Raw genomic sequence first — 20,760 nt, 5'->3', positions numbered from 1 at the left:
GAATGCGGCGTCCGGAGATAACGGGGCCATTGCCGGGCCCCAAGGCTGCGGCCATGATCGAACGGGACAGGGAGTTCGTATCCCCTTCCTATACCCGGATGTATCCCTTGGTGGCCAGAGAGGCCAGCGGGGTGTGGATGCGGGATGTGGACGACAATCTGTTTCTGGACTTTACGGCCGGTATCGCCGTGTGCTCCACCGGGCACGCGCATCCCCGGGTGGTTCAGGCGGTCAAGGACCAGGCCGAACGGCTGATGCATATGTCCGGGACGGACTTTTATTACGCCCCGCAGATCGAGCTGGCCCGCAGGCTGGCCTTCCTGGTGCCGGGAGATGAACGGTACAAGGTGTATTTCGGCAATTCCGGAGCCGAGGCAGTGGAGGCCGCCTTCAAGCTGGCCCGGCACCATACCAGGCGGGAGCTGAACATCGCCTTTTTCGGCGCCTTTCACGGCCGGACCATGGGGGCGTTGTCCCTTACTGCCAGCAAAGCCGTCCAGCGCAGCCATTACAACCCCTTGATCCCCGGGATTACGCATATATTCTATCCCTACTGCTACCGGTGTCCGTTCAAGCTGACCTACCCGGCCTGCGATCTGGAATGCGTGCGCTGGGTGGAGGAGACCCTGTTCCGGACAACCATGCCCCCGGAAGAGGTGGCGGCCATATTCGTGGAGCCGATTCAGGGCGAAGGAGGCTACATTGTGCCGCCCCCCGAGTTCCATCTCCGACTGGCCGCGGTGGCCAAAAAATATGGAATCCTGTATGTGGCGGACGAAGTGCAGTCCGGGATGGGCCGGACAGGAAAGATGTTCGCCATGGAGCATTTCGGCCTGGTTCCGGATATTACGGCCCTGGCCAAGGGCATTGCCTCCGGGATGCCCCTGGGTGCTGCCCTGGCTCCGGCCCGGATCATGGATTGGGAGGCCGGGTCCCATGCTTCGACTTTCGGGGGCAATCCCGTGTCCTGCCAGGCTGCCCTGGCAACCATCGATCTCTTGGAGGAGGAGCTGATGGCCAATGCCCGCCTGCAGGGAGAGCGGCTCATGCACGGACTGCGCACCCTGCAGGACAGGTATGAGTGTATCGGCGACGTCCGGGGAATGGGGCTGATGGTCGGCCTGGAGTTGGTCGCGGACCGGGAGCGGAAGGAAAAGGCGCCTCAGTGGCGGGATGACGTGATCCAGGCCTGCTTTGAAAAAGGGCTCCTGCTCCTGGGCTGTGGAGAAAACACCCTGCGGTTCTGTCCGCCCCTGACTGTTGGGGAGCAGGAGGTGGACACCTGCGTGACCATCCTGGACGAGGTCCTGCACCGTCTGGGAAGGCGGGCGGCTTCCTGGGGGTGAGCAAGGAGGAGAAGGATGGGTCAGCCCTCAGCCGGGGCTGTTTCCGATGCCCTTGCCGCGGCCTGGTATTCGTCAATCAGGGAGTGCATCAGCTCATGAACGGACATGATCCGGTCCACCCGCCAGGCATTGGCTCCGGCAAAGGCGAATCCGTGCTTGAGCCTTCCGGCCCGAGCCTGGTTCAGGGCGCAGGCGATGCAATAGGATGACTGGGTGTAGTCGCAGGTCTTCAGGCATTTCCAGGGGCAGGTGAATGGCTTCTTGTGTCCGGAGGCCACATCCCGCAGGAAGTCGTTCTCGATGGCCCGTCCTGGCAGGCCAACCGGACTCTGGATAATGGTCAAATCCTCCTGTCTGGCCTGGACAAAGGCCTGCTTGAATGCGATATCGGCATCACATTCATGGGTGGCCACGAACCTGGTTCCCATTTGGACCCCGGCGGCCCCGAGGTGGAGGAAGTCATGGATATCGCGGCCGGTATACACCCCTCCGGCTGCAATGACCGGGATCTTGTGTCCCCGGCTTTGTTCATACGGGGCCACAGCGGCCAGGACTTCGGGCAACAAACGGTGCAGTGCGTATCCAGGATCGTCTATCTGTTCCGGGGTGAACCCCAGGTGCCCCCCGGCCATAGGGCCTTCGAGCACAAAACCGTCCGGCACCCGGTTGAACCGCTTGCTCCAGTACTTGAGGATGAGCTTGGCCGCCTTGGCCGAGGAGACTATAGGCACCAGGGCGGTGTGCATTTGACGCATCCGTTCCGGGGACAGCTCCTCGGGGAAATGCAGGGGGAGGCCGGCGCCCAGAAAGATGATGTCCACGCCTTCGTCGACGGCCCCCAGGAGCAGGGTGTCGAAGTCGGACAGGGCTATCATGATGTTCACCCCGATAATTCCGGAGGTCTTGTTCCGGGCCGTCCTGATCTCCCGGACCAGGGCCTCCCGATTGGTCTGGTGGTAATGGGTGCGGGAGGCTGACTCCAGCATACCCAGACCAACGGCGGAGATGACGCCCACGCCGCCCTGGTCGGCAACGGCTGAGGCCAGCCCGGCCCCAGAAATGCCGATGCCCATGCCGCCCTGGACAATTGGAGTTGGAGCGGCCAGCTTGCCGATGTGCAGGCCGGGCATGTTCTGTGCTGCCATAGACTCGAGCTCCTTACGGGATCACGGCTCCTGTCTTCAGGCCGGGGAGCCTCCGGGTTCGGGATCCAGAAACGCGATGGCTTGGGGACCCCGGTTGGGAAACAAAATAACGTTTATCTTTGTGGCATACTTGAACCACCCAGGCAAGAAAAATCGCCTTACCGCCTGGGAAGTAAACTAGGTGCAATCGTTCAGCCCCTCTTCACAAAGTTCAGGAGGCCTTGTCCAGCGAGGCGGTGACCAGCCATTGAGCCCACAGTTGGCGATGAGCCCCGTACTGGGACTGATATGAAAAACAACCACATAGCCGGGGTCAGGAGGCCTTCAGCGCCTGGTTGGACAAGGCCGCTGAACAAATGCGGCTCTTGGACACAGAAAGTGCAGTTGCCTACATAAGAGATGGCAAACTCCAAAAATCCACAAGCTACGTCGAAAAACCACAAATGCGGTCAGATGGAAAGGACGGGAGGATCATGATTCAGGGCGAACAGGTCTGGGACGCACATATCCACTTGTTTCCCGAGCGGCTTTTTGCGGCTATCTGGGGATGGTTCGACCGCTTCGGCTGGGATATCCCCTTCGCAGGCTGGGATCTGGATTCTTATCTAAGCTTTTTGCAGGATATGGGTGTGGACAGGGGGTTTCTGCTCCCCTATTGCCACAAGCCGGGCATGGCCATGGATCTCAACCGCTGGGTCCGTTCGGTCGCCCTGGCCAATCCCTGGCTCATCCCCTTTGCCTCCGTCCACCCAGAGGACGAGGAGATAGCCGATACCCTGGCTCTGTGTCTTGATTCCTGGGGGTTTGCCGGACTCAAGCTGCAGCTGGCGGTGATCAAGTATCCGGCCGACCACCCGGCCCTGGTCCCAGCCTGCCGGGAGGTCTACCAGCGGGACAAGATCCTGATCCTCCACGCCGGGACGGCACCGTACGCTCCGGGGCAGGAGGAATACAAGGCCCTGGGGCTGAGGCGGGTCCTGCCGGTACTGGAGGCGTTTCCCGGCCTGAAGCTGATCATCCCCCATTTCGGCCTGGATGAGCTGGGTCTGATGCAGGAGATCCTGGAGGCTTACCCCAAGGTCTGCGTGGATACCTCCTGGGCCCTGGCCAATCCGAAGCTGGAGGTGCCGGAGTCGGAGCTGGCCGGGTTCATGCTTGCCCACAGGGACCGGATCCTGTTCGGAACCGATTTTCCCATCCTGGAGCACTCGCCCCGGGATATGCTTTCCGCTCTGAACCGGCTTGTCCCGGATGCTGAGACCCGGCGGCTGATCCTGCATGCCAACGCCCAGCGGCTTGTGGCCGGAAGTGATGCAGTAGGTTCTCAACCGGGCTGAAGCGGATTTTTCCAGGCTCCGGCTATCTGGGGGCATCGTATCGGCCCTGCACTCCGCGGGGAGACAGGACCAGTTGCCAGAGCTGGTTGGATCTGGCCCGGAACGCTCCGGCACAGGTGAGCAGATAGTAGGTCCACATCCGGAAGAATCTCTGGTCGTAGGCTTTTTGCAGTTCGTCCCAGCGCTGGGTGAAGTTTTCGTGCCAGGCCATCAGGGTGGGATCGTAGTCCGCCCCGAAGCTGTGCCAGTCCTCAAGGACAAAGAGCCCCTCGAAGGCCGCGCAGATCTGTCGGGCTGAGGGGAGCATGGAGTTGGGGAAGATGTAGCGTGAGATCCAGGGTTCGCAGTCAGATCTGCTTTCCAGGCGGCCGATGGTGTGCAAAAGAAAGAGCCCATCGTCTTCCAGGAGGTTCCGGACCCGGGTCATAAAGGTCTGATAGTTCTTGACCCCCACATGCTCGAACATGCCCAGGGACAAAATGCGGTCGAATCTTTCGCTCACGCTGCGGTAGTCCTGGTAGCGGATTTCCACCGGAAGGCCCTTGCAGAGGGCCTGCCCGTACTCCACTTGTTCCCGGGACACAGTGATCCCGACCACCTCGGCCCCGTAGCGCTCTGCGGCGAATCTGGCCGTTCCGCCCCAGCCGCAGCCGATATCCAGCACCCGCATTCCAGGTTCAAGGCCCAGTTTGCGGCAGACCAGGTCCAGCTTGGCTTCCTGGGCTTCCTCCAGATCCCGGGCCTCTTTCCAGTACCCGCAGCTGTAGGTCATCCGCGAATCCAGCATCTTTTGGTACAGGTCGTTGCCGATGTCGTAGTGGTGCTTGCCCACCTCATAGGCCCTGGTGCTGTCTTGCAGGTTCAAGACCTTGGCCTTTACTGCAAACATCCAGTCCTTCTTCGGGGTTACCTGTTTGTCCAGCTCGGCGCGTATCACCCGGTGGATGAACTGGTCCAGGGCATCACAGTCCCACCACCCGTCCAGGTACGACTCCCCCAGCCCCAACAAGGAACCCTCGGCCAGGACCCGGGCGTAAAAGCGCTGATCGTGGATGCGAATGTCCCACGGCCGGTCCCCGTCAATTGTGACCCCAGCACAATCCAGCAGTTCCTGTATTCTCGTTTTGAGCTGCACGGCCTGCATATTCATCTCCTCCGGTGTTTGCTGCTGAAAGAAGATTCCCGGAGTCTAGCCAAAAAAGGAAGGAATGGACAAGGGAGTCTATGCGGGCGTGGACTTGGGTTGGATGCACAGGGGGCCAAATGCGGGAGGGCAACGACCGGCGGATGCCGGGAGAGCAGAAAAACGGCCCGCGGGCATTGGTTGTGGATCTGCCGCGCGAGCCGCAGGGTCATGGTCTGGGGGCTAAAATGCGAACTCCAGCCTCCTGTGAATATAGTAGGGGTGGTACTGGGTCATCCAGTGGGGGATCGTGGAATAGTCAAAGTCCAGGTTGACTGCGACCTGGCTTCCCGCCAGCGGGGTGTATGTTTTTTCAATCGCCTGACGGAGCTTGGTATCCAGCTCGCTCAGGCTTTTGTCGGCCACTTCCAGGGAGGTATCCCTGGCGATCCAGTTGGTTCCGTCGTGGATGAAGCTCATATTCAGAGTCTGCATAGGGCATCCGTTCCTGGTTGGAGTGGAAGGGGCGAACCAACGACTGGTTGCGGTTCATTTGAGCCCGGCTTGAGGGAAGGGGCGCCCCCTTCCCTCAAGCCGGGGCCTTGGTTTCTACCCGACTGTGGGCGGGACCATGCCGTGATGGAAGATCCAGGCCAGGGCCCAGCCGATGGGGATGATGATGAACAGCAAGGACAGCCCGTAGATCAGGGACAGCTTGCCCATGCCCTCCTCAGCCAGCCGCCTGAAGTCGGTGACCAGGCCGATGCTGGTGAAGGTGAGCATGAAGAACATCTTCCGCATCGGGCCTTCCACCGGATGAATGCCGAAGTTCATGCTTTCTCCGGGGATAATGCTCAGACCGATGAGCATAACGGCAAACCAGGCCACGAAGTACCCGAGGACAAACTTGGGGAACCGCCACCAGACCTCCATCTTCTGGACCCGTTCTCCGGGTTTTTTCTCCACGTAGTAGAGCCAGAGCATGGCCAGGACCAGGGCCCAGACCCCGATGAACATGTCGATCCAGATCTTGGTCATGACCGCGGAAGCCGTGATCCAGCCTTCCTCCCAATGCACGCCGAGCTCTTCAATCGCCCTGGTGCGCATGAGCTGGTCGGTTATCGCTCCGGAGGCGGCGTCGGCTCCGTCCGTTTTCACCGTCAGGCCCAGGCTGGCCCCTGCGGCCATGGGCTCATCAAACCAGGGGGTGTAGGTCAAAACCGGGGGAAGGATGATCAGCTCGATCAGGGCAAAGACCACGATGATCCCGGAAACCATGACCGGGACGATGGGCCTGGCCCGGATGGCCCCGCCGGTGGCAATGGCTGCGGATACGCCGCAGATGGAGATCCCTGAGGCAAGGGTCGCTGCCCATTCCCTGGAGACCTTGAACACCTTGCGGGAGAACGTGTAGACCAGAGGCCAGAACAGGAGATAGGCGGCAATGGTCGCGCAGCACCCGGAGATCAAGAGCTCCATGGCGAACCCGGTGGCGTCGATGGCCTTCATGCCCAGCTTGGTGCCCAGGCAGACGATGGCGATCTTGATGAACCACTCCGGGCGGGCTGCCTGGCGCATGAACTCCCGGAATTTTTGGGGGAACAGGTTCCCGATGATCAGGCCGACCAGGAGGGCGAAGATATAGTGAGCTCCGCCGATGGACAGGCTCCACTCCACTCCGAATTCGGCCCGCTCAATGGACGTGGCCTGAATATAGGCGTTCCGGGAGAGGATGAAGACGATGGCCGTCAACCAGTAGATAACGGTGAAGGAAAGAAAGAACTTCTTCACGTCCATCTTCATGGCTTTGGCCCCGATGCATGTGGCCGCAGTGTAAATCACATAGGACAGAAACAGGGAGGCCACTCCGGACAGCAGCCCGGAATGATCCGCAGTCAGTGAATTGCTGATGTCGGACCATACGGGAAACCAGATCATCCATCCGGTCAAGTCGATGCCGGTGGCTCCGGCGATGATGCCCAGGGCGACAAAGAAGATTCCGATCCAGAACGCCCACCAGTCTTCTGAGCTGAACATTCCGGAATACCAACGCGTGTTTTCGGCCATTCTCCTACCTCCTTGTGCGCATGCTCGCGGTCGCGGTTTGAGTTAATGCAGGATAAAAACATTGATCAGGGTGCCCAGGACGATGAGGGCCCCTACTCCGATGAGCAGGGAATACTTGACCAGCTTCCCTTCCCATTCCTCCCAGGGCTCTGCGTCCCTGGTCGCCTCGTGGCCGTAATTCTTCTGTTCCTCACTCATACCTGCCTCCTTACAAAAGTTATGGATCGATGGTCTTGGACCGAGTTCCAAGATTGGTGCAGGCCTGAGAGCAAAACAGATGCCAAGACGCAGGCGGAAGGCGGATACCGAAACCGCGGGGGGAGAATCCGGGCAGAGGCTGGGCGGCCTGCTAACCCAAGTTTGCAGGTCTGCTGCCAAGGGGCAGCAGGGGGCGGGTACCAGGTCGGTCTGAGACGGCAGGGATCCGGTGGCCGCTGCGGGGCAGTCCCGGGTCCGCACAAAATGCAGTGGGGCCGACGGCCGGCGAGGGAGGGGAATGCTTTCCGGCTCGAAATTTGCTATCTTCCGGGGTGCGGCCCGCCCGGGGTCAGAGGGCCAAAAAAGCAAAAACGCGCAAGACAAACTGCATAAAGCGGGAGAGAGGGATGAGCAGACAATGGATGTTCGGCTGCTGTTGTGCGCTGGTGGCAGCAGTGGTCATGTGCGCAGCGGTGAAGGCACAGGCCAAGAGGTTTTCATTTCCGGAAGCAGGATTTGGTCTCCAGTTGCCGGCCCAGTGGGTCCAGGTGCCCGGAGATGTCCTGCGGAAAAGAATGGAGAGCCTGGCCCAGGCCATGGAGATAGACACGGAGAGCAAAAGGCTGGACTACGACTATGCCCTGCAATTGGAGTCCAAGGAATGGTTCAGCTATCCGTACATCTTGATCAGCCACCGGGAAGGCCTGCGCGTGGACAGCGGCGAGATCCAGGAAATGAACGAGCGGGTGAAGACAAGCCTGCAGAAAGAGCAGCCGGGAGTGAGCAACAACGAACTGGTCTCTGCGCAGTATGATCCCCGGCGGCATGAATACAGGGCTGAAACCAGGTTTCGGATGGGCGAGACGGACATGGTCCTGCTCAAGGCGGTCTGGTACCTAAATCAGGACGTGCTGGTTGCCAGCGCCTATCTGCCGGAGTCCATGTACAGCCGGTATGCCCCGGATGTCCTCCAGGCAATGGACTCTCTGGACATCACTCCGGAGAATGTCTATCGAGCTGAAGACGACTCGGGAAGCACCTTCTGGGAGGCCGTCCTGCCCTACTCCAAAGTGATCATGGCCACGGTCATAGTCCTGCTGCTGGTGGGCATATATTTGTGGAGGCAGCGCAGCAACGGATCCTGATTCCAATCCCGCCAATGCCGAGGATCAGGCGAGGCCGGGGAGCATGCCGTCTATCAGGGACGCCGAACGGTTGATAGCCGAGACTGTGTCCTGGGGGCGGTGACTGACCATGACCATCTGGACCCGGTCCTGGGCCAGGCGGTCGAGGAGGACGAGGAGGTCCTGTCTGGCTTTCCGGTCCAGGCCTGCGCATGGTTCATCCAACAGGAGAAGACAAGGGTTGTGGACCAGGGACCGGGCCAGGAGCACCCGGCGCAACTGGCCTGAGGACAGGGTGGTGATGTCCTGGGCGGCCAGATGCTCGCAGTCCAGGGCCTGCAGCCAGGATCTTGCCTGGTCTTCTTCCTCCGGGGTGAACCGGTCCCGGTGTCCGATTTGCCCCCGCAGTCCGCTGAGCACGGTCTGCAGTCCGGTCTGGGAGCGCTGATGGGCACAGAGCAGCCCAGGGGTGAACAGCCCCACATCCCGGCGCAGGGACTGCAGGCTTGTGCTGTGCAGGGGAGGGTGCCGGGTTATAGTCCCTGCGGACTGGTGGATCTCTCCGGCCAGGAGGTGAAGCAGGGTGCTCTTGCCGGATCCGTTCGGTCCGTGGATCAGCCAGTTTTCCCCGGAGCGCAGGGTCCAGGACAAGGGGCCGAGGATGCGGCGGCCATGGATGGAAAGGACCACGTCCTCCATGCGGATGCGCACGGCCCCGGTCTTGGCGTCTGGGGGATGGGCCACACCCCGGTGGGTGCCGGCAGAGGACACCGGCCGGGCCGCGGGACCTTCAGGGGCCGCAGGAACTCCCTTCTCCCCGGATAGGGCCTCACGGGCCGGCAGCGGTCCATGCAGGCCTTTGTCCCGGATCACGACAACCTGCGGAACCAGGGGAGCCAGCTCATCCGGCCAGTGGGTCGCGGCCACGATTTGAACCCCCCGGTGGATCAGGGTGGACAAGACGCTCGACATCTGTTTCCTTGCCTGGGGGTCAAGGCCGGTGCCCATCTCATCCCAAAAGAGCAGCTGCGGATCACGGATCATGGCCCGGGCAGCCAGGGCCTTTTGAGCCTCGCCGGAGGACAGGGCGGCAAAAGGCCGGTCCAGAAGGTGGTTCAGTCCGAATGCCGCGGCCTGGTCCTGTACCTTTTCAGTCTGTTCCTTGCCCACAAAGCACAGCGGACGCAGGGAGTCGTCCAGCCCGCTGGAGATGACCTGGGCGCAGCTCAGGTTGTGCAGCTGGCGGAAGCGCAGCTCCAGCTCCGGGGATATCAGGGATGTTGCTTCTTTCCACCCCAGGGGGCTGACCTGCCACCTGCCCCGGACCGAAAAACGGCGGGGGGGATGCCCGTTGTGGGCCAGGGGCCAGATGTCCCCGCGCAAAAGGCTCAGGAATGTGCTTTTACCGGCCCCGTTGGGCCCAAGGATCAACAGGTTCTGGTCCCGATGCAGGGTGAAGGAGATCCGGTCCAGCACCGTCCTCCCCTGCCGTCTGACCGAAGCCTGCTCCAGGCAGAGGAGGGCGGAGGAATCACTGTCCGTAGCGGTCGATGTATGCATAGCCTGTGGATACTATTCAGGCAAGTAGTCAAAATCAACCTGGAAGATGGATGCCATGCCGTCTGGTGGAAAGACGAGTTTTCGAAAAGGAAAGGCCTTTAGCCTTCAGACCAGGTTCATAGTCGTCCTGGTGGCTGCTGCCTTGGGCCTGGGGGTGATATTCTTCACTATTTTGTACTTTCACATGCACAGCATCGTGATCCAGGAAGTGCGGTACCGGGCCAACAATATGCTGGATCAGGTCAACGCAGTCCAGTCCTATGTGCGCAACGTGCTCCGGCCCAGGATGTTTGAAGAATTGCCTGATGAGGATTTTATCCTGGAGGCCATGTCCTCCTCCTATATATCCAGGGAGGTGATGCAGACCACGGGTGAGCAGTCCGACCTGCTCTACCGCCGGGTGGCCACCAACCCCAGAAACCCGAAAAGCGCGCCGAACTCCAGGGAACGGGAGCTCATCCGCCTGTTCCAGGAACAGCCCCACCGGACCAGATGGGAAAACGTGGTCACCATGGAGGGGGAGAGATATTACCTGTGCGCCAGACCGGTGGAGTTCACCACCTCCTGCATGCGCTGCCACGGAGAGCCCAGCCGGGCACCCCGGGAACTGATCGAGCGCTATGGAAGCAAGCGGGGGTTCCATCATACCCCGGATTCCATCCAGGGGCTGGTCAGCATCGGTTTTCCGGTCCAGCGGGCGGTCCTGGGCATCAAGGAGGCCACATTCAGGTATCTCTTTTTCTATATTGTGGCCGTGATCATATTTTTCAGCCTGGTGCACATGTACTTCCGCCGCCTGGTGGTCTTTAATCTCAAGCGGCTGACCTCCATTTTTCAGCGCAACTTTCCGGAGCATCATTCCGAGAACCTGGTGGGGCAGAGAACCGATGGTCAGCCCAATGACGAGGTTGATCAGCTGGTCGATGGTTTTGAGCATATTGCCGGGCACCTTTTGGAGGCCAGGGAGCAGCTCAAGGAGTATGCAGCCAATCTGGAGCGGATGGTTTCCGAGCGAACCCATGAGCTGCACACAGAAGTCGGGGAACGCCAGGCCGATGTCCATCTCTTTGTCCATATCCTGGACGCCCTGCGCTCCAGCAGGGACAGCGAGGAGCTGCTGCACAGGACCCTGAGCCTGGTGGGGAGCCGGTTCAAGGCCCATCAGGTCAGCTACTTCTGCACCCAGTTTTCCAATCGGATCTATACCTGGCCCCAGGGGCAGCTCCCGCCGGAGCTTCCGCAGGATTTTCTGGACCTGGCCATGTCCAACCAGGTCCGGTGCACTGAGCACATGTGCTACGTCCCGGTACAGAGCCAGGAACAGATCTGGGGGATCCTGTACATTGATTTTCCGCCCGCGTTTCATCCGGAACGGATGTCGGACCAGGTCCTGCTGGCCCTGGGACAGCAGCTGGCCATCGCCCTGGAGAACATCCAGGCCTTTTACAGCCTCATGCATCAAAAAGAACTTTTGGAGTCGATCTTTGAGGGCATCTCCGACCCCCTGCTCCTCGTGGACCACAATGCCGGAGTTGTCCTGGCCAACCGCGCAGCCACGGACCTGATGCGGGATGAGAGCCATAGCGGGGCCGCGGATGAGCTCTTCCCGGTCCTGGGCCTGGAATCCAAGGACAAGCGCCTGGCCCCCAGGCTGATCAGCAAGAGCTTGACTCGGCAGGAATCCTGGTCGGAAGAGGTCCAGCTGTCCAACAGCAGGTCGTTTCAGATCAGCATCTATCCCATAGTCGGCTCCCACCATCCCCGGGGACTGGCTGTGTGCTACCTGCGGGAGGTGACAGCCGAACGGGCCATGAAGCGCCAGCTCCAGCAGGCGGAAAAGCTGAGCGCCGTGGGCAAGCTGGCCGCCGGTCTGGCCCATGAGATCAACAACCCCTTGGGAACCATCCTGTGCTACGTCAACCTGCTCAAAGGGTCTCTGGATCAGAGCCAGAGCCAGCAGGACCTGGAGGTCATCGAACGGCATACCAAGAGGGCCCAGAAGATCCTGCAGGACCTTCTGGACTTCGCCAGGCCCAAGGCAGCCGGATCCGGGTATTGCCGGCTGAATCAGATCATCAGCAGCAGCGTGCAGTTCTTGCAGGTCCAGGCGGAGAAAAAAGGAGTGGAGATGCTTTTGGAGCTGGATGCCGGCGATCCTCTTGTCGCCTGTGAGGAAAGCGCGCTGGAGCAGATTCTGAGCAATCTTCTGCTCAATGCCCTGGAGGCTGTGCCGGAGTCGGGGTGGATACAGGTGGGGTCGACATTGCATCCAGAAAAGGATGAAGCTGTTCTTCAGGTCCTGGATTCTGGGAACGGAGTGCCCGAGGACCTGCTGGGCACCATCTTTGATCCCTTCTTCAGCACCAAAGAGGTGGGCAAAGGAACCGGGCTGGGGTTGGCCATCGTCTACGGCCTGGTTCAGGACGTTGGAGGACGGATCGAGGTGGACAACGTCCCAGGTGCATGTTTCCGCATCTTTTTCCCTCTTGGAGCCACGAATGAATGATCACCTGCTGACCCTGGTTATAGTCGACGACGAACAGGATTTCGCCCGCGGATTGGCCCGGATGGTCCAGGGGCGGTTTCCGGATCTGGAGTGCCTGGCCGTTCCTTCTGTGGACGAGGCCCTGGAGATCATAAAGGACCGCACTGTCCCTGTGGTGCTCAGCGATTTGCGCATGCCGGGCAAGGACGGCTTTGATCTCGTGCACAGCGCCCTGCAGATCGCCCCCCAGGTGAGCATTATTCTGATCACCGCCTATGGGAGCATTGAGAAGGCGGTCCAGGCCTTGAAAAACGGGGCGTACGACTTCGTGACCAAGCCTGTGGACCACGAGAGGCTGTTCAGCCTGATTCAGAAAGCCCTGGAGCGCTATCACCTGATCACCGAGAACGACCGGCTGCGGCAAAAGGCCAGGGTCTGCGCAGAACACAGTACAATGATCGGGGAATCAGAAGCAGTGCATAAGCTGCAGCAGGCATTGGCCATGGTGGCCCAGAACGAGTACACTGTCCTGGTCCAGGGAGAGTCAGGAACGGGCAAGGAGCTTGCAGCCAGGATCATCCACGACCTCAGCGATCGTTCCAGGCACAAGCTGGTGACCGTGAACTGCCCGGCTATCCCGGACCATCTCCTGGAGTCCGAGCTTTTCGGGCACACCAAGGGCGCGTTTACCGGAGCGGACCAGGAACGGCAGGGATTATTCAAGGCTGCGGACAAAGGGACAATCCTGTTGGACGAGATCGGGGACATCAGCCTGTCCATCCAGACCAAGCTGTTGCGGGTCCTGCAGGAGCAGGAGATCAGGCCGGTGGGGTCGAACCGTTCCCAGCGGGTGGATGTGCGCATTGTGGCCAGCACCAATCAGGACCTGGGGGCGAAGATCCAGGACGGCTCGTTTCGGGAAGACCTGTACTACCGGCTGAATGTGCTGAATATACACCTTCCCCCGCTTAGGGAGCGCAAAGAGGACATCCCCTTGCTGGTCCATACCTTTCTCCACCGCGTCTGCCAGGAAATGGGCATAGAGCACAGGACCATGAGTTCTGAAGCCCTGTCCTACCTGGCGTCCAAGGAATGGCCGGGCAATGTCCGGGAACTGATGAACTTCGTGCGCCGGACGGTGGTCTTCTCTCCCGGGCAGACCATCGACCTGGAGCAGGTGCGTTCAGTGGATCAGGGCGGTCTGGACCTGGGGGGCGGCGGGACCCTGAAGCCGTACAAAGAGGCCAAGGCCAAAGTGGTCGAGGACTTTACCCGGGCCTATGTCCAGGATGTCCTCAGCCGGGCTGGGGGCAATGTGAGCGAAGCTGCCAGGCTGAGCGGGCTGGAGCGGGTCTCCCTGCAAAAGATCATGCGCAGGCTGAATATTCATGCGGAGTGACCGCCCCTTTCCTGTCCTCTGGCCTACCCATCAGCCGTGGCCACGGTTTCCACCGCAACCCTGGCCGTTCCCTGATCGAGAAAGTCCAGCCTCTTGGCCGCCCCGGCACTGAGATCGATGATCCGGCCGGGGACAAAAGGTCCCCGGTCATTGACCCGGACCACAATGCTCCGGTCGTTGGCCAGATTGGTGACCCGGACATAGGAGGGCAAAGGGAGGTGCTTGTGGGCGGCTGTGAGCTGATCGGGATCGAAGGCTTCCCCGTTGGCAGTCATGTGGCCCCCGGGCTGGTTCAGGGTCTCGTTTCCGTACCAGGAGGCAACCCCTGTCTCCCGGTAGGTGCGGGCCCTGGCCACGGACATGGGGTGGTAGCGGCGTCCGCCAACCACGTAGGGAGCGTTCTTCACCCGGCCCTGGGCGATGGCCTCCTTGGGCGACAAGCCGTCGATGGACTCGATGTTGTCATGGGTCAGGGGCCAGTCCAGAGGGGCTGCGGCGATCTCAAAGGTGTACCCGCCCACCTTGGTCAGGATCTTGGCCGTGCCCCAGGCTGTCTTGCCGGTGATCTTGGTCGCGGTGTAGGCGGTCTTCACCGTGGCCTTGGTCAGGTCGTAGGGAAGGGTGACCAGGGTGCAGGAGGAGAGGAGGGCGCACGTCCCCAGGCAGAAGGCGATAGCGAGGACGCCGAGGCGGGATGCACAGCGAAGCTCCATGTCCGATGCTTACCAAATCAGGATCAGGGGGGCAATGGCCAGCCTGTACCAGGCAAAAGGACGCAGGGTGATCCTGGAGAGCAGGTGTATAAAGCTTGTGACCGCAGCCCAGGCGGCGAAAAAGGAGACCACAAAGCCGATGCCCAGGGTCATCCAAGTCCCTGGATCCAGATGATGCCAGCCCCGGGCCAGATCATAGCCGGTGGCGGCGAACATGATGGGCACAGCGGCCACAAAGGAGTACTCCGCGGCCAGTCTGCGCTGAGCGCCCAGGAGCATTCCGCCCATGATGGTGGCCGCTGATCTGGAGAACCCGGGCCACAGGGACAGGCACTGAAAGATGCCCACGCCCAGGGCCAGCCAGGGAGTGATCTGGTCCAAAGAAGAGTATCTATTGCTGCGGGGCATGCGCTCCACCGCCAGGATGGCCAGGGCCCCGACAGCCAAGGCCCAGGCCACGGTCTGGGGGTTGAACAGGTATTCCTTGATCAGGTCACTGGTGGCCAGGCCCAGGACCGAGGCGGGCAGACAGGTCAAAAACAGGAGATACAGCCCCCGGGGTCCGGAAAAGGCCAGGTTCGGATCAGGGCGGACCAGAGCAGCGAAGCGGCTGCGGTACATGACCACAACAGCCAGGATGGCCCCCAGCTGAATGACCACCTCAAACATTTCAGCGGCCGGCCCGGTAAAACCAAGGGCGTGTCCGGTAAGTATCAGATGGCCGGTGGAGGATACCGGCAGAAACTCGGTGAGCCCTTCCACTATCCCCATGATCACAGCGATCACATAGTCGTGCATGCAGGTTCCCCTGGGTGCGGGTTTTCGGTGCCGAGGAACAGGGGTACTTGATCGGGTCCAAAGTTGCAAGCTGGGTGGGCCTCAGGTAGAGTCCCGGGACAGTTTGCCCGGAGAGACCGGATGAGATTCAACGACCATGCGAGGAGGCAGAGCAGATGTCCACGATTATTCCCAAAGACAAGAAGGTCCGCGACGCCCTGCAGCGGGTCAGCGACCGGGTGGCCCAGGGCGAGGACCGGAAGAAGGCCGTGCGGGACGCGGTCTTTACCTTCAATCTGGATCCCAAGCAGGAGGACTATCTCTATCGCCTGCTGGCTGATCAGGATTCGTGAACCCCTTTCTGGCGGCCGGATATTTGAGGGCCCGAGGAGCAAAATGAAGAGGCATCGGGATTGAGAGTCGTCAAACGCCTATATGTAGAAAATGTGCGGGAGCTGATCAGCATCGGGGCCCTGTGTCTGGCTGTCTTCATCACCCTTTTGCTGGTGGGCAAGATGCTCAGGCTCAGAGAGGTCCTGGTGAACATGGACCTCTCCATCCTGGATATCGGTGCCCTGTTCGTCTATCTCGCCCCCTTTTTTCTCATGCTGCTCATCCCCATCGCCGGGATGATCAGCACATTTCTGACCTTCCAGCGCATGAGCGGGGACAGAGAGCTCATGGCCCTTCGGGCCGGAGGCATCTCTTTGTCCCAGATCCTGCCTGCTCCCAGCCTGTTTCTTGTGCTGTGCGCCGGCCTGACCCTGTGGGTGTCCTTCTTCGGCGTTTCCTGGGGCATGGAGCAGTTTCAGCACAAGCTCCTGGATCTGGCCCGGAACAAGGCCCAGCTTTCCTTGCGTCCCGGGGTGTTCAATCGCGATTTTCCCGGACTCGTGGTCTACGCCCAGAATGTGAACCGGGAAACCGGAGAAATAGCCGGAATCTTCATCCATGATATGACCCATACAAAGGACGGGGTGAATATCGTGGCCCCCAAGGGCCGGGTCGCGACGGATCACGCCCAAGGCAAGATATACTTCATCCTCACCGACGGACGCATGTTCCGGGTGGAGCAGGGCAGCATGGATGTGCTCTCCTTCTCCTCGTACAGGGTCTCCCTGGATCTGAGTCGACTGCTGCAGAACGTCGATGTGGAGCAGGACCAGCCCAGATACATGTCCTGGCCGGAGCTGAACAAAGCGGCACAGAGCCCTGAGAGGCGACCGGACAAGGGGGAGGAGTTCTTGCGCAGCGTGCAGGTGGAGCGGCACAAGCGGCTGGTTCTTCCGGCTGCCTGCATTGTTCTCGGGCTTGTGGCTCTGCCCCTGGGCTGGATACTGGACGAGCTCAAGCGCCAATACGGGGCGATCTTGATTGTCGGCGTCTTTCTGGCCTATTATGCCGTTTTTTCTCTGGGCATCAGCCTGGGGCAGCTGGGCATGGTCCCTCCGGCGGTCGGGGCCTGGTCTCCGAATGTCCTGTTCCTGGCCCTGTCCGCCGGGCTGTTCAGGCAGGCCCTGCACGAACGGGGGACACCGGCGGGAAAGCGGATCTTCTCGGCTGTGCAGGGGGTATTCCGGCGATGAAGACCTTTACCCGCCATCTCCTGTGGAACAACATGCTGATCATGGGCATCTGCCTTTTGACCTGCACCGGGATATACCTTCTGGTCGATGTCTTCGACCGCTTGGACCGGATGCTGGAGAAGGGCGGTGCTGCATGGGAGATCCTGGTCTACTTCGGGGCCAAGATTCCCCTCATCCTCTCCGAGATCCTGCCGGCGGTGGTCTTTCTCAGCTTGGTCATTCAGATTGCCGGCATGCGCAAGCGCCGGGAGACGACAGCTCTGGAAGCAGGAGGGGTGTCCTACTTCCGCTTGGTGTGCACGGTCCTTGTGCTCGGGCTGGTCTGGAGCGGGGTCCAGCTGGGTTTTTCCCAGGGCCTCGGGGTTCAGGGACAGCAGGTAAGCGATGCGGTCTGGGACTCCCTGGGCGGTAGAGAGGAGAAGACACAGGAGCGGATCAACGACCTATGGCTCCGCAGCGGGCAGACTGTCCTGCACATGGAGGCGGTGTGGCCCGCACGGCAGGAGGCTCGCGGGCTCACCCTGTACGCTGTGGACCAGGGGTTTACGGAGATAGACCGGCTGATTCAGGCTGAAGCTTTACGTGCCGGGGATGGGGGCTGGCAGCTGCAGGAAGCGGAGGTCCTGGATCCCCAGAGTTTTGCGTATTCCACAGAGGAGACGCTTTCCCCGGATCTGGAGCTCAGCTTCCAGTCCGTGCAGGTCTCCCAGGAGGACAATGAGCCCGAGGATATGTCTCTGTGGGAACTCAGGGCGCACATTGAACGCCTCAAGGATTCTGGAGCGAATGTGGAACTGCTGCGCACGGCCTGGCATCTGAAGATCAGCTATGCAGCCTCCGTTCTGGTGCTGTCCGCAGTGGCCCTGGTTTTGACCCGGAAGTGGGAAAATCTTTTTGCCTCCATCGGGTGCGGCCTGGGGATCATCTTCGGCATGCTGAGCATGCATACCCTGGGAGGCACCCTGGGCGAAAGCGGCGCGCTGCCGCCCTGGCTCGGGGCCTGGATGGGCAATCTCCTGATCGGCGGTCTGACTGCTCTCGGGTTGGGGATTCAGATCCGGGGCCGAGTGACCTGACCCTGGGCAGGCCCGCTGTCCTCTCAGGCTTGGTTCGGTCCGCCGGAGGAGTCCTGCAGCAGGTCCTGTACATATTGGGCGAGTTCTGTATTCCCCTGCCCGTTTTTGGCTGAAAACAGCACAGGCTGGAATGACGCGGCGGTCAGGTCCAGCCAGGTGCGCCGGATCTTGGCCCGCCAGCCCATTTTGGTCTTGTCCACTTTGGTTAAAACAGGCAGAATGGGAATCTGTTGGGCTTTCAAGGAGTTGACCAGATCCAGGTCCAGCTGTTGGGGCTTGAGGCGGCTGTCGATGAGGATCATCACCGCTTTGACCTGCACGGCGTTGCGTTCAAAGTATCTGTTCACCAGCTGAGCCCACAGGTCCCGCTCCTTTTTGGAGCGTTTGGCGTAGCCGTAGCCCGGCAGGTCCACCAGATAGCCGTGGAGCTCAGGCAGCCAGTACAGATTGATGCTTCTGGTCTTGCCCGGGCTGGAGCTGGTCTTGGCCAGGGATTTCCTTCCGGCCAGGGTGTTGATCAGGCTGGATTTGCCCACATTGGAGCGTCCGGCAACCACGATTTGCGGACTGGCCCAATCCTTGATCTGGCCCAGGGTGTAGACGGTATATTCGAGCTCGAGATCCAGTGTCATTGGTGTTTCCAATAGTCGTTTGGGGGGAGCTGTGCGTAGAAGCCTTATTCTTTTTGGTATGCTTTGCTGTCTTGTGGCCTGCACCTCCAAGGGTGAGGTCAGCACGCCGCCGACCCAGGCCCTGCATACTACACAGTGGAAGGAGTCGGCAACAGTCCAGGTCTCCCGGGATGGGCCCGATATCCCGGAGGGCGAGGATCCGGCGTCCTTCCTGCAGGATCGGGGCGCGGTCCGGGGGGTCAGGGAGGTCTTCAACGTCTGGCTGACCAGGGGGCTGCTTTTTGAGCAGAAGGAGGGCATTGTCTCTGTCCCGCGGTCCGGAGACTTTCTGATCCTGGATCAGGATCCGGGGGTGGAGTATGACGCTTCGGCGGACGTCTACTCCGGGTGGTATGCGGTCCAGGTCCGGTTTGCGCCCAGGGCGGGCCTGGAGGGGGAAATCATTGACCTGCGGGGAGAGCGCTCCATGGCCGCTGGATTCGATGATGTCCTTATCCGGGGCGGACAGTGGCTGTCCGGGGCTGAAAACGCATTCTTTCTGGTGGCCAGGCCGGCCGCAGGGGTCGAGGCCCCGGTCATGCGCATGATCGGGACCGGCCGGATCACCCAGGTCCTGGGCACCCTTGCCCAGGGGCGACTGCTGGAGACCAACAGAGAGATCCGGGTCGGAGACGCAGTCTGTCCGGTCCGGGTATCCATCCGGAGGGAAAGGGACCAAAGGCCTGCATCCCGGGACGGCCGGAAAAGGGAGATCGAGGAGGTCATCGTGGAGCCGGAGCCTTTGCCCTCCAGCCCTCAATGGTCCGCTCCGGCGGAACCCAAGTAGGGGGCCGACCCGGATGAACGGAGGAAGCCGCAATGGTCTTCGATCATGAAGTGCAGTTTGATCCGTGCAACGAAAGATAAGAGCCCATGCTGCTGGTTACGTCGTTCCACTATTGCCCGTCTCCAATCGCTGAACACATCTGGACCACGAGAAACGCGTGGTAATCTAGTGAAGAGTCTTCATTATAGCTCCCACGCAGAGCGTGGGAACGATAAAAAAGAGCCAGGATTCCCGCTTGGGCGGGAATAACGGAAATATCTGGAGTTTCGTCGCAGTGTTCATTCGGTTTCTTGCATGCTGAGCACAGGAAAAGGCGACTACCATGAACAGACGCAAGTTTTTGATCCTCAACGGTCCGAACCTCGGGCACTTGGGAATCCGGCAGCCGGATATCTACGGCCAAAAGACCATGGACGATCTTCCCCGGCTCATCCGGGCCACTCTGGGACCGGAGCGGGCGGCCGGGATAGACTGGGACATGGATCAGAAAAACAGCGAGGGTGCGTTGATAGACAGGCTGGAAGAGGCCCACACATCCGGAACGGACGGGATTGTGCTCAATGCCGGGGCCTACACCCATACCAGCCTGGCCCTGGCCGATTGTCTGGCCTGGATCGAGGTCCCGTGCGTTGAGGTCCATCTGAGCAATGTCTGGGCCAGGGCGGAGTCCATACGTCACCAGAGCCTGATCGCCCCCTGGTGCATCGGAGTGATTGCCGGTTTTGGATTGATGGGGTATGCATTGGCGGTTTCGGCCCTGATCGAGCATCTTCAGAACAAGTAACACAAGGCTGGAGGAGGCGCATGTATAATACGTCCAACATCCGCAACGGCTTGAAGATAGAGCTGGACGGATATCCGTACGAGGTCCTCAGTTTTGAGCACTCAAAAGTGGGCCGGGGCGGGGCCCATATCAAGACCAAGCTGCGCAATCTGATGACCGGGGGGGTGATGGACCATACCTTCCGGTCCGGGGAGAAGATCAGCAAGCCGGACCTGATGGCCAAGGATATGCAGTTCTTGTACCGGGACGGCGAGCATTACGTGTTCATGGACATGGAATCCTACGAGCAGGTGGATGTGGATGCGGAGACCCTCAAGGGCAAGGGCGGCTACCTCACGGACGGCCAGGAGGTCAAGGTCCTGACCTATAACGGCAAGGTCATCGACCTGCAGCTGGCTGCATCCGTGGTCATGCAGGTGGCGGATACCGAACCCGGGATCAAAGGGGATACGGTCAGCGGGGCCAGCAAGCCGGCCACTCTGGAAAGCGGAATCACCATCAACGTCCCGCTGTTTATTGAGCCCGGGGACATGATCAAGGTGGACACCAGAAGCGGCGAATATTTGGGACGGCAGTAGACCG

General features: G+C 60.6%; 20 protein-coding genes. 11 read left to right on the top strand and 9 right to left on the bottom strand.

Annotation, left to right across the window (positions count from 1 at the left end):
- Positions 1-2 precede the first annotated feature (2 nt).
- Entirely contained in the window at positions 3-1,346 is a 1,344-nt protein-coding gene (locus tag N902_RS15845; RefSeq protein ID WP_051564070.1) for an acetyl ornithine aminotransferase family protein, read from the top strand.
- Between the two features lie 20 nt (positions 1,347-1,366).
- Here N902_RS15845 and N902_RS0101320 read toward each other — a convergent pair whose 3' ends face one another.
- A complete protein-coding gene (locus N902_RS0101320; protein ID WP_027369457.1) occupies positions 1,367-2,491 on the bottom strand; it encodes an NAD(P)H-dependent flavin oxidoreductase in 1,125 nt (374 codons plus the stop codon).
- 473 nt (positions 2,492-2,964) lie between these two features.
- On the opposite strand from N902_RS0101320, the gene N902_RS0101315 reads away from it, so the two are divergent.
- The gene (locus tag N902_RS0101315; protein ID WP_027369456.1) at positions 2,965-3,828 is read left to right on the top strand and encodes an amidohydrolase family protein; all 864 of its coding nucleotides are present in this window, start codon (positions 2,965-2,967) and stop codon (positions 3,826-3,828) included.
- 22 nt (positions 3,829-3,850) lie between these two features.
- Here N902_RS0101315 and cfa read toward each other — a convergent pair whose 3' ends face one another.
- From cfa to N902_RS19610, 4 genes are all read right to left on the bottom strand, one after another.
- Positions 3,851-5,008 carry a cyclopropane fatty acyl phospholipid synthase gene (gene cfa, locus N902_RS0101310; protein WP_279614643.1) on the bottom strand — a complete coding sequence of 386 codons (1,158 nt, stop codon included), beginning with the start codon at positions 5,006-5,008 and terminating at the stop codon, positions 3,851-3,853.
- 186 nt (positions 5,009-5,194) lie between these two features.
- Complete coding sequence (locus N902_RS0101305; protein WP_027369454.1) at positions 5,195-5,446, bottom strand: DUF5395 family protein; 252 nt, start codon at positions 5,444-5,446, stop codon at positions 5,195-5,197.
- A gap of 114 nt (positions 5,447-5,560) precedes the next feature.
- Positions 5,561-7,018 (bottom strand): putative sulfate exporter family transporter, encoded by a 1,458-nt coding sequence (locus tag N902_RS0101300; protein WP_027369453.1) that lies wholly within the window; start codon positions 7,016-7,018, stop codon positions 5,561-5,563.
- 42 nt (positions 7,019-7,060) lie between these two features.
- A complete protein-coding gene (locus tag N902_RS19610) occupies positions 7,061-7,216 on the bottom strand; it encodes a hypothetical protein (protein WP_153304112.1) in 156 nt (51 codons plus the stop codon).
- Positions 7,217-7,623: 407 nt separating this feature from the next.
- On the opposite strand from N902_RS19610, the gene N902_RS0101285 reads away from it, so the two are divergent.
- Positions 7,624-8,361: a hypothetical protein gene (locus tag N902_RS0101285; protein WP_153304111.1), complete on the top strand. Its 738-nt coding sequence runs from the start codon at positions 7,624-7,626 to the stop codon at positions 8,359-8,361.
- Positions 8,362-8,385: 24 nt separating this feature from the next.
- On the opposite strand, the gene N902_RS0101280 is transcribed toward N902_RS0101285, so the two are convergent.
- Entirely contained in the window at positions 8,386-9,900 is a 1,515-nt protein-coding gene (locus N902_RS0101280; RefSeq protein ID WP_027369450.1) for an ATP-binding cassette domain-containing protein, read from the bottom strand.
- A 55-nt stretch (positions 9,901-9,955) separates the two neighbouring features.
- Between N902_RS0101280 and N902_RS15840 the strand changes: the two genes are divergently transcribed.
- Positions 9,956-12,406 carry a c-type heme family protein gene (locus N902_RS15840; protein ID WP_034621213.1) on the top strand — a complete coding sequence of 817 codons (2,451 nt, stop codon included), beginning with the start codon at positions 9,956-9,958 and terminating at the stop codon, positions 12,404-12,406.
- Complete coding sequence (locus tag N902_RS0101270) at positions 12,399-13,784, top strand: sigma-54-dependent transcriptional regulator (RefSeq protein ID WP_027369449.1); 1,386 nt, start codon at positions 12,399-12,401, stop codon at positions 13,782-13,784. The genes N902_RS15840 and N902_RS0101270 overlap by 8 nt, the downstream gene beginning before the upstream one ends.
- A gap of 23 nt (positions 13,785-13,807) precedes the next feature.
- On the opposite strand, the gene N902_RS20465 is transcribed toward N902_RS0101270, so the two are convergent.
- Positions 13,808-14,497 (bottom strand): septal ring lytic transglycosylase RlpA family protein, encoded by a 690-nt coding sequence (locus N902_RS20465; RefSeq protein WP_051564069.1) that lies wholly within the window; start codon positions 14,495-14,497, stop codon positions 13,808-13,810.
- A gap of 9 nt (positions 14,498-14,506) precedes the next feature.
- On the bottom strand, positions 14,507-15,295 hold the full coding sequence (locus N902_RS0101260; protein ID WP_027369447.1) for an undecaprenyl-diphosphate phosphatase: 789 nt from the start codon (positions 15,293-15,295) through the stop codon (positions 14,507-14,509).
- A gap of 155 nt (positions 15,296-15,450) precedes the next feature.
- Between N902_RS0101260 and N902_RS19605 the strand changes: the two genes are divergently transcribed.
- The 3 genes from N902_RS19605 to N902_RS15835 are packed head-to-tail and all read left to right on the top strand — an operon-like array spanning position 15,451 to position 17,936.
- Entirely contained in the window at positions 15,451-15,627 is a 177-nt protein-coding gene (locus tag N902_RS19605) for a hypothetical protein (protein ID WP_153304110.1), read from the top strand.
- 60 nt (positions 15,628-15,687) lie between these two features.
- A complete protein-coding gene (locus N902_RS0101250; protein ID WP_051564068.1) occupies positions 15,688-16,860 on the top strand; it encodes an LptF/LptG family permease in 1,173 nt (390 codons plus the stop codon).
- A complete protein-coding gene (locus N902_RS15835; protein WP_051564067.1) occupies positions 16,857-17,936 on the top strand; it encodes an LptF/LptG family permease in 1,080 nt (359 codons plus the stop codon). Before N902_RS0101250 ends, N902_RS15835 begins: the two co-directional genes overlap by 4 nt.
- A 23-nt stretch (positions 17,937-17,959) precedes the next feature.
- Here N902_RS15835 and yihA read toward each other — a convergent pair whose 3' ends face one another.
- Positions 17,960-18,568, bottom strand: a complete 609-nt coding sequence (yihA, locus tag N902_RS0101240; protein ID WP_027369445.1) for a ribosome biogenesis GTP-binding protein YihA/YsxC — start codon at positions 18,566-18,568, stop codon at positions 17,960-17,962.
- Positions 18,569-18,599: 31 nt separating this feature from the next.
- On the opposite strand from yihA, the gene N902_RS0101235 reads away from it, so the two are divergent.
- The 3 genes from N902_RS0101235 to efp all read left to right on the top strand — a co-directional run bounded on the left by N902_RS0101235 (position 18,600) and on the right by efp (position 20,756).
- Positions 18,600-19,394 (top strand): hypothetical protein, encoded by a 795-nt coding sequence (locus N902_RS0101235; RefSeq protein ID WP_153304109.1) that lies wholly within the window; start codon positions 18,600-18,602, stop codon positions 19,392-19,394.
- Positions 19,395-19,716: 322 nt separating this feature from the next.
- On the top strand, positions 19,717-20,178 hold the full coding sequence (locus tag N902_RS0101230; protein ID WP_027369443.1) for a type II 3-dehydroquinate dehydratase: 462 nt from the start codon (positions 19,717-19,719) through the stop codon (positions 20,176-20,178).
- A 20-nt stretch (positions 20,179-20,198) separates the two neighbouring features.
- Positions 20,199-20,756, top strand: coding sequence for an elongation factor P (efp, locus tag N902_RS0101225; RefSeq protein WP_027369442.1), 558 nt, complete (start codon positions 20,199-20,201; stop codon positions 20,754-20,756).
- The last annotated feature ends 4 nt before the right edge of the window (positions 20,757-20,760 follow it).

The organism is Desulfovermiculus halophilus DSM 18834 (assembly GCF_000620765.1).
Classification (GTDB): Bacteria; Desulfobacterota; Desulfovibrionia; order Desulfovibrionales; family Desulfothermaceae; genus Desulfovermiculus; species Desulfovermiculus halophilus.
Note: the sequence above shows the minus strand (reverse complement) of the source record. Positions and strands in the feature narration are given on the sequence as shown.